The organism is Vreelandella janggokensis (assembly GCF_031451615.1).
Lineage (GTDB): Bacteria > Pseudomonadota > Gammaproteobacteria > Pseudomonadales > Halomonadaceae > Vreelandella > Vreelandella janggokensis.
In genome coordinates this window covers 21445-29381 of sequence record NZ_JARWAJ010000010.1, presented here as the reverse complement: position 1 = coordinate 29381, position 7937 = coordinate 21445, and the positions used below count along the sequence as shown (strand labels likewise).

The following is a 7937-nucleotide window of genomic DNA, read 5'->3' as shown; positions in this document are numbered from 1 at the left end:
CCCTTGCCGAACTCAGCAGTGAAACCGCTTCGCGCCGATGGTAGTGTGGGGTCTCCCCATGCGAGAGTAGGTCATCGTCAGGCACCTATACTGCAGAAAACCCAGCCAATCGGCTGGGTTTTTTGTTTAGGGGTCTCCCCATGGAGAGTAGCGGAGAGCCGCCCTGGTCATCGTCAGGCACCTATTCCGCAGAAAACCCAGCCAACCGGCTGGGTTTTTTGTTTACGGGGCTTCCCATGGAGAGTCCTGAATGGTCGGCCTCAGGATGGGCCTGCCCCCGGAGCGCCGGCCGGCGGAAGGCCGCCCCGATCATCGTCAGACACTTATTCGAAAAAATCCCCCAGCCTCTTCGAGACTGGGGGATTTTTTATGCCGCTCTAGTTAACCGCATTATGGTCGGGGGTGTTTGTTTATCTGGCTAGCTTTTGTGTCAAAATACTGCCCCCAAGGAGGAATGTCATGACACAAATGCGCTGGGAAGAATTACTTTCCCCTAAACGGCTCCACGACCAACGCTCGACCAGTACCCGCGAAATAGGGCGTAGTCCGTTTCACAAAGATCACGACCGCATTGTCTTTTCCGGTTCTTTCAGGCGCCTTGGACGTAAAACGCAGGTCCACCCCCTGACTGAAAACGATCATATCCACACCCGCTTGACCCACTCGTTGGAAGTCGGCTGTGTGGGACGCTCTTTGGGCATGATTGTGGGCGAGCTGTTACACGAGAGGTTGCCGAAATGGATAACACCTGCTGATTTGGGAGTGATCGTTCAAACGGCATGCCTGGGTCATGATATTGGTAACCCTCCTTTTGGGCACGCCGGTGAGTATGCCATTCGTGATTGGTTTCAGCGTGCTCAGAGCAGCGGCCTGTTAGAAGGTCTGTCAGAGGCTGAGCGCGAGGATTTGTTGACCTACGAGGGCAACGCCCAGGGGTTTCGAGTGATTACCCAGATCGAATATAACCAGTTCAATGGCGGTATGCGACTTTCTGCGGCGACACTGGGTGCGTTACTTAAATACCCTTGGACGGTCCGTTACAGTGGGCGCGCGGGGAAGTTTGGCGCATATCAGTCAGAGCAGGCATTGCTCAAAGAGGTCGCTGAAGCAGTGGGTCTACTGCCCAAGGGTGAGCAGCGCTGGTGTCGACATCCGTTAGCCTGGCTGGTCGAAGCGGCGGATGACATCTGCTATGCACTACTGGATCTCGAAGATGGTTTGGAAATGGGGATTCTGCGTTATGAAGAAGTTGTCGAGGTCTTGCGTCAGATAGCGGGAGAATTTCCACCTGAGTATGCCGAGATGCAAGCCCGCAATGTGTCACAACGTCGGCGAATTGCACTGCTTCGTGGCGCAGCGATGGAGCGTGCGGTCAATGATGTTGGCGCGGTGTTTGTGCAACATGAACAGGCCCTGCTGAGTGGAACGCTCAGCGATGACCTTCTGGAACTGTGCCACCCCGATCTGGGATGGGGCGTTCAGGCGGCAAAGCAGTTGGCCCGGGAGCGCATTTTCCAAAATGAGCGGAAGGCAAAACTGGAAATTGGCGCCTATACAACACTGGGCATTTTGCTTGAAGCGTTTATTGGTGCTGCACACGAGTTGCACCACACCGGGCGTAGCTCGTTCAAGCATCAGCGTGTTCTCGCCTTGATAGGCGAGAACACGCCGCTGGCGTCTTGGCCGCTCTACGAAAGCTACCGGCGAATGCTGGATTTTATCGGCGGTATGACAGATCACTATGCCGTCGACCTGGCCCAGGAAATGGGCGGGCGTTTGCGAGGCGATTAGGCTTCATCATACCGAAGGTTGGCGAAGATGCGTCAGCTCCATGAGCTTGGCGCGTTCCAGCAAAATATTGATGATCTTATCGTGAATGGGGTCGCTGATCTGGCCGGGGGTGAGCGCGGTCAGTTGGCTTGCCAGCATATCGCCACTTACGACTAAAATGTCAGGTGCTGCGTCATCGGTGTCAATGTGCCAGCCGGGTAAGACCAGCACACCTCGCACGGGCACCGAAACACCACAGCGCTGTTCCAGCCATTGGCGTAGCCAATCGACCCCTTGACGCGTTTTATGCAGTGGACGCCGTTCTTGCCAATAGGGAAAGCGAAGTCGCTCGCGCTCGACGGCAACCGTATTTTGCCCACGCCCTGCATTACTGATGGGGACAGTGCGTGCGCGGGTTTCGACCACGAAAACGCCGTGCGGGGTCACCACCACATGATCAATCGTAAAATTATCCGTCGGCACGTCGTGGAAAACGTAGTAAGGGTGTGCATCGGGGCGGATAAGCCGCTCAAGTTCCTGGCCGACAGCAAGCTCGCAGGCCAGTCCCAGCTTCAATCGCCGAATGCGTTGGTAGTCGCGGACTAAAAGCAATGAAAATGCCAGGACAAGCAGTGTACTAAGCAGGCCATACAGCGCCCATTCCACCCAGTCCTGTTTATCGGCAAAAAGCATTCGCCCCATACCATAGACCAATGGCGAAAGACTGATCAAAGGGCCTAATGCGCCGTTGAGGAACAGGCTTGAGAACGCTTGATCCAATCGGTAGCGCAAAGCCTGGCCGGGCTCGCGTAGCGGGGTGTCGAAGGGAGATTGGACACGAGCGTCATGCAGGCTACGGAGTGCCAAAACAATACTGGCCATCGCCGCCATGGGAAAGAGAAAAATCAGCGGGAGCAAATATTCTAGCCAGGTCATTGCAAAGTCCTAGTGCGATGTAACTGCACAGTGACGGTCCGTCCTGAGACGCATGGATTAGCCACCAGCCAGTTTGACTTGATAGCCGCGTGCAGTTAACTCCTGCTTCAGGCTATCACGGTGATCACCTTGAATTTCAATGATGCCATCTTTAACAGCACCGCCTGTGCCACAGCGTTTTTTAAGCGCTTTGGCGAGGTCTTTGAGCTCTGCGGTTGTTAGCGGTATGCCGCTAATCGTCGTGACCCCTTTGCCTTTACGGCCACTGGTTTCACGACGAATACGGACGACACCGTCAAGGGCGGCAATACGCGCTTGTTCGCTATCGGCATCACAGCGACAGGATTCCAGAGGTTCACGGCAAGAGGGGCAGGTGTTGCCTTTTTCGGTGGAATATACCAGCCCACCAAGCTGGTCGCGTAATGAGGCCATCGCGTTATTTTCCTTCAGAGTAATAAGGCTCGGCTGCCTCGCTCATTTCCTGGCTTAACTGCCTGACCACGGCAGGTAGCTGAAACATGTTGCTGATCATGATGGCATTTTCCGGCGTGGTTTCAGCGTCGGGAAAGCGATTCAAATGAATGACCTTCATGCCAGCTTCAAGGGCAGCCCGTACGCCGACTAACGCATCATCAATGGCGATACAGTTAGCTGCGTTGAATCCCATGATACTCGCGGCATAGAGATGTAAACAGGGTTCTGGTTTCCAGCAGTTGGCGGTATAGCCACTGAAAAGGCGTTCCGCGAAATAGCCATCGAGCCCTGTTGCCTTGAGCGCAGTGCGAATTTTGCCTTCGGGGCCGTTAGAGACCACTGCACTCGGGTAAGCGGATAACCGCTCAAGGGCTTCTTTCGCGCCGGGAATCGTGGTGAGTTCATTGGCGAGCCGTTTAGCCAGGTTGGCACGCATGGCGTTTTCCATGCTGTTCAACTGATCATTGCAGACATTGCCATGGCGTAACTGTAGCTGGGCAACGATATTACGAAAGCGCGAGCCTCTAAATTCACCCAAATAGTCAGACGGTAAGAAAGGAAGTCCCACACTATTCAGCCCTGTCGACATCTCTTCGGCAAGAAGAGGCTCACTATCAACCAAGGTGCCATCGCAATCAAATAATAACAGGGGAAGCGGCATGGGAGATTTCCTAGCAGAGACTCAGCAGCTGCAGTGACAAACAGAAAAATTAATCATAAGACCATTGAACGAGATTTTAGCGTATTTGTGAACAGTGTTCTGTAATTTTTTGCTTGCCTGACCGGTTGAGCTGATTCAGATTGACCAAAAACGTGTGACTAGCATGCCAAATTTGACCGTTTATTGAGCGGCATTTTTACGGTTTATAGTTAAGGCGCGAGGCACGAAATGACGTGCTAAGCTGTACTACCACAATAAGGAGACCGTGACGATGCGACTAACCCCCTGGATCATGCCGTTGGCGTTTGCTGCCGCCATGCTGGCCGCCACTAGTGCGGCAACCGCTGACGAACATGAGCATGAGCCTCTCGACGATGCAGCGCTCGAGGAAGAATATGGTATTAAAGCAGGTGCCGTTAAGCGGGACGCTGAAGACCGTAGCAGCGATACCTCTGACGCCGAGAACAATGGTGCTGAGGAAGAAGCGGCAGAAGATGAAGAAACCTCAGCGGGTACTGGCGGCTCTGGCGATGCGAATGCGGATAACGGAGAAAGTGATGACAGCGAAAGCGACTCCGAAGACGAAGAGTAAGTACTCCATTCAATAAGTGTCCATTAAAAAGACGGCCAAGTTGGCCGTCTTTTTTGGTGGCTACTGCCAGACATGATGCTGTTGGCGTTACTTTACCTTGGGGGCCAGTTCGCCACGCTCGTAGCGCTGATACATGTCTTCCAGGCTGACGGGTTTTATCTTGCTGGCATTACCTGCCGTACCAAAGGCTTCATAACGCGCAATGCAAAGCTCGCGCATGGCCGAGACGGTTTCTTTGAGGAATTTGCGCGGATCAAATTCAGACGGATTTTCAGCCAAGAAGCGACGCACTGCCCCGGTAGATGCCAAACGTAAGTCGGTATCCACGTTCACCTTGCGCACGCCATGCTTGATGCCTTCCACAATTTCTTCGACAGGCACCCCGTAGGTTTCGGGAATCTCGCCGCCATATTGGTTGATGACATCGAGCCATTCCTGGGGCACAGACGATGAACCGTGCATGACCAGATGCGTGTCAGGGATGCGCGCATGGATTTCCTTGATGCGCTGGATCGATAGCGTGTCACCCGTGGGTGGCTTGGTGAACTTGTAAGCACCGTGGCTGGTGCCAATGGCAATCGCAAGCGCATCCACATGGGTAGCTTTGACAAACTCAGCCGCTTCTTCCGGGTCGGTGAGCAGTTGCTCCATGTCGAGCTTGCCTTCGGCACCGATACCGTCTTCTTCACCGGCCATACCGGTTTCCAGACTGCCCAGGCAGCCCAGTTCGCCCTCGACGGAAACGCCGCAGGCATGCGCCATGTCGACGGCGCGGCGCGTCACATCAACGTTGTACGCGTAATCTGTGGGGGTCTTGCCGTCTTCGCCCAGTGAACCATCCATCATGACGGATGAGAAGCCGAGCTGGATAGAGCGTTGGCAAACGGCCGGGCTGGTCCCATGATCCTGGTGCATGGCCACCGGAATATGCGGGAACTCTTCAACAGCCGCCAGAATCAAGTGGCGCAGAAATGGGGCGCCCGCATACTTACGGGCACCGGCGGACGCTTGCACGATGACCGGTGAGTCGGTCGCATCGGCGGCTTCCATAATGGCGCGCATCTGTTCCAGGTTATTAACGTTGAACGCCGGAACGCCGTAGCCGTATTCGGCGGCATGGTCTAGCATTTGGCGCATGCTGATCAGAGCCATTGAGTCACCTTATCTGTGAGGTTAATGCTGGTATCGGAGTCAACGGGCGCAGTGAGCGCCCGCTGAAATGTTAACGGTTATCCGCGTTGGGCGGCGGCTTCGAGCGCAGCGACGGCAGGTAGCTGTTTGCCTTCGACGTATTCAAGAAACGCACCACCGCCAGTTGAGATGTAGGATACATGATCTTCAATGGCGTATTTATCGATGGCCGCCAAGGTATCTCCACCACCGGCGATTGAGAAAGCGCTGCTTGCGGCAATGGCGTGGGCGATCACCTCGGTGCCTTTGCCAAACTGATCAATTTCAAACACACCAACCGGGCCATTCCATAAAATGGTGCCGGCGTTTTTCAACAGGCTGGCCAGATGCGCAGCAGTATCGGGCCCGATGTCCAGGATCATTTCGTCATCGCCAACCTGATCTACCGGCTTGACCACCGCGTCGGCAGATTCGGAGAATTCGGTCGCCACCACCACATCAGTGGGTAGCGGTATAGTGACTTTTTCCATCAGCGCTTTTGCCTGGCCGATTAAATCCGCTTCATGAAGCGATTTGCCGACATTGTAGCCTGCGGCGGCAATGAACGTATTGGCGATGCCGCCGCCAACAATCAGTTGGTCGCACTTGTCGGAAAGCGCGGTCAGCACGTCTAGTTTGGTCGACACTTTGGAGCCACCAACAATCGCCGCCATGGGGCGAGCGGGATGAGCCAGGGCCTTTTCCAGCGCATCAAGTTCCTGGGCGAGCAGAGGGCCTGCACAGGCCGTCGGGGCAAAGCGCGCAACGCCATGGGTCGACGCCTGCGCACGGTGGGCGGTGCCGAAGGCATCCATCACGAAGATATCGCACAGGCTGGCATACTGTTTGGCAAGGTGTTCATCGTCCTTCTTCTCGCCAGTGTTGAAGCGCACGTTTTCCAGCAGCGCAACGTCGCCGTCGGCCAATGTCGGTGCACGATCAAGATAGTCGGTAATCAGTTTAACAGGGTGGCCCAGCAATTCACCCAGGTGTGCAGCGACGGGTGCCAGTGAAAATTCGTCGGCTGACTCGCCTTCCGTCGGGCGGCCCAGGTGGCTCATCAGCAGGACTTTGGCACCGGCCCTGGCAGCCGCCTGGATCGTCGGAAGCGCCGCACGAAGACGTGCATCGCTGGACACACGCCCGTGCTTGATCGGTACGTTGAGGTCTTCACGAATCAGTACGCGCTGTCCTTTCAAGGACAGGTCGGTCATTTTTTGCACGTTCATGCGAGTATTTCCTCGTGTTCAAGCGGGTGAAAAGTCATGGTGCAGCCATGCGAGTCAGCGTGTGCTGCCTTCCGCCAGTGTGGCCAAGCGTTGGGTGATGTCCAGCATGCGATTGGCAAACCCCCATTCGTTATCAAACCAGCACAGCAGCTTGACCAGGCGTTTACCTGCCACCCGTGTCTGTGTGGCGTCTAGGATGCCAGAGCGCGGGTCGTGATTAAAATCGATCGAGGCCATGGGGGCTTCGGTATAGCCTAATACCCCCGCCAATCGCTGTTGACTGGCTTCCCGTAGCAGCGCATTCACCTGGTCGGCATCGGTGTCCTGGTGCACCGTCAGCGCTGCATCCATGGCGGATACGTTAATGGTGGGGACGCGCATATGCAGGCACTCAAAACGACCGGCAAGACGCGGCATCAAGCGGCTGATGCCCAACGCCAAACCGGTGTCCACCGGTACGATGGATTGCATCGCTGAACGCGTCAGACGCAGATCGGTCTGATGGTAGGCGTCAATGACCGGCTGATCATTCATGGCCGAATGAATCGTGGTGGTCACGCCGTGTTCCAGTCCCAGTGCGTTGTCCAGAACGGTCAGTAAGGGTACCAGGCAATTGGTGGTACACGACGCCGCCGAGATAATGCGCTGCGAGCGTGTCAGCTCGTTCTGGTTAATGCCCCATACAACGGTGGCATCGACATCGCTTTCAGCGGGTTGAGAAAACAGCAGGCGCTTGGCCCCGGCTTCAAGGTGCTGCTCGGCGGTGGCGCGATCCTTGAAGCTGCCCGAGCACTCCAGTACCAGATCAATATCCAGAGCGGCCCAGGGAAGTGACCGTGGATCTTGTTCGCAGAGGACATGAATGCGCTCCCCGTTAATCAGCAGCGCTTCGCCATCGTTATCCACCTCACCTGGAAAACGGCCGTGAGTGGTATCGTAACGGGTGAGATAGGTAATGGTCGCCAGGTCGGAAAGCTCGTTGATTGCCACCACTTCAATCTCGGGGTGGCCTCGCTCAACCAGCGCGCGCAGGATGCATTGGCCAATGCGTCCGTAGCCATTAATGGCGATGCGATACCTTTTGGAGTTAGCCATGTCGCGAAGC

General features: G+C 55.5%; 8 protein-coding genes and 1 rRNA gene. 3 read left to right on the top strand and 6 right to left on the bottom strand.

Translation table 11 applies throughout. The features are described from left to right. Positions 1-83: ribosomal RNA gene (gene rrf, locus QC816_RS18315) — 5S ribosomal RNA — on the top strand; the annotation flags it as partial. A 376-nt stretch (positions 84-459) separates the two neighbouring features. Beyond that, entirely contained in the window at positions 460-1791 is a 1332-nt protein-coding gene (locus QC816_RS18205; protein ID WP_309783849.1) for a deoxyguanosinetriphosphate triphosphohydrolase, read from the top strand. Between the two features lie 6 nt (positions 1792-1797). On the opposite strand, the gene QC816_RS18200 is transcribed toward QC816_RS18205, so the two are convergent. The 3 genes from QC816_RS18200 to QC816_RS18190 are packed head-to-tail and all read right to left on the bottom strand — an operon-like array spanning position 1798 to position 3841. Continuing rightward, on the bottom strand, positions 1798-2706 hold the full coding sequence (locus QC816_RS18200; RefSeq protein ID WP_085917709.1) for a nuclease-related domain-containing protein: 909 nt from the start codon (positions 2704-2706) through the stop codon (positions 1798-1800). Between the two features lie 57 nt (positions 2707-2763). Continuing rightward, positions 2764-3138, bottom strand: coding sequence for a translation initiation factor Sui1 (locus tag QC816_RS18195; RefSeq protein WP_085917710.1), 375 nt, complete (start codon positions 3136-3138; stop codon positions 2764-2766). Positions 3139-3142: 4 nt separating this feature from the next. Beyond that, positions 3143-3841, bottom strand: coding sequence for an HAD-IA family hydrolase (locus QC816_RS18190; RefSeq protein WP_085917711.1), 699 nt, complete (start codon positions 3839-3841; stop codon positions 3143-3145). Positions 3842-4112: 271 nt separating this feature from the next. Between QC816_RS18190 and QC816_RS18185 the strand changes: the two genes are divergently transcribed. Beyond that, entirely contained in the window at positions 4113-4433 is a 321-nt protein-coding gene (locus tag QC816_RS18185) for a hypothetical protein (RefSeq protein WP_199284524.1), read from the top strand. Between the two features lie 87 nt (positions 4434-4520). On the opposite strand, the gene fba is transcribed toward QC816_RS18185, so the two are convergent. The 3 genes from fba to QC816_RS18170 all read right to left on the bottom strand — a co-directional run bounded on the left by fba (position 4521) and on the right by QC816_RS18170 (position 7927). Beyond that, positions 4521-5585, bottom strand: coding sequence for a class II fructose-bisphosphate aldolase (gene fba, locus QC816_RS18180; protein ID WP_264828014.1), 1065 nt, complete (start codon positions 5583-5585; stop codon positions 4521-4523). Between the two features lie 77 nt (positions 5586-5662). Beyond that, on the bottom strand, positions 5663-6832 hold the full coding sequence (locus QC816_RS18175; RefSeq protein ID WP_085917714.1) for a phosphoglycerate kinase: 1170 nt from the start codon (positions 6830-6832) through the stop codon (positions 5663-5665). A gap of 54 nt (positions 6833-6886) precedes the next feature. Next, positions 6887-7927, bottom strand: coding sequence for a type I glyceraldehyde-3-phosphate dehydrogenase (locus QC816_RS18170; protein ID WP_309783841.1), 1041 nt, complete (start codon positions 7925-7927; stop codon positions 6887-6889). Positions 7928-7937 lie beyond the last annotated feature (10 nt).

Excerpts from the sequence above, each read along its gene's own strand:
- QC816_RS18205 (WP_309783849.1), top strand. The coding sequence starts at position 460 with ATGACACAAATGCGCTGGGAAGAATTACTTTCCCCTAAACGGCTCCAC.
- QC816_RS18175 (WP_085917714.1), bottom strand. The coding sequence starts at position 6,832 with ATGAACGTGCAAAAAATGACCGACCTGTCCTTGAAAGGACAGCGCGTA.
- QC816_RS18190 (WP_085917711.1), bottom strand. The coding sequence starts at position 3,841 with ATGCCGCTTCCCCTGTTATTATTTGATTGCGATGGCACCTTGGTTGAT.
- fba (WP_264828014.1), bottom strand. The coding sequence starts at position 5,585 with ATGGCTCTGATCAGCATGCGCCAAATGCTAGACCATGCCGCCGAATAC.
- QC816_RS18170 (WP_309783841.1), bottom strand. The coding sequence starts at position 7,927 with ATGGCTAACTCCAAAAGGTATCGCATCGCCATTAATGGCTACGGACGC.
- QC816_RS18200 (WP_085917709.1), bottom strand. The coding sequence starts at position 2,706 with ATGACCTGGCTAGAATATTTGCTCCCGCTGATTTTTCTCTTTCCCATG.
- QC816_RS18185 (WP_199284524.1), top strand. The coding sequence starts at position 4,113 with ATGCGACTAACCCCCTGGATCATGCCGTTGGCGTTTGCTGCCGCCATG.
- QC816_RS18195 (WP_085917710.1), bottom strand. The coding sequence starts at position 3,138 with ATGGCCTCATTACGCGACCAGCTTGGTGGGCTGGTATATTCCACCGAA.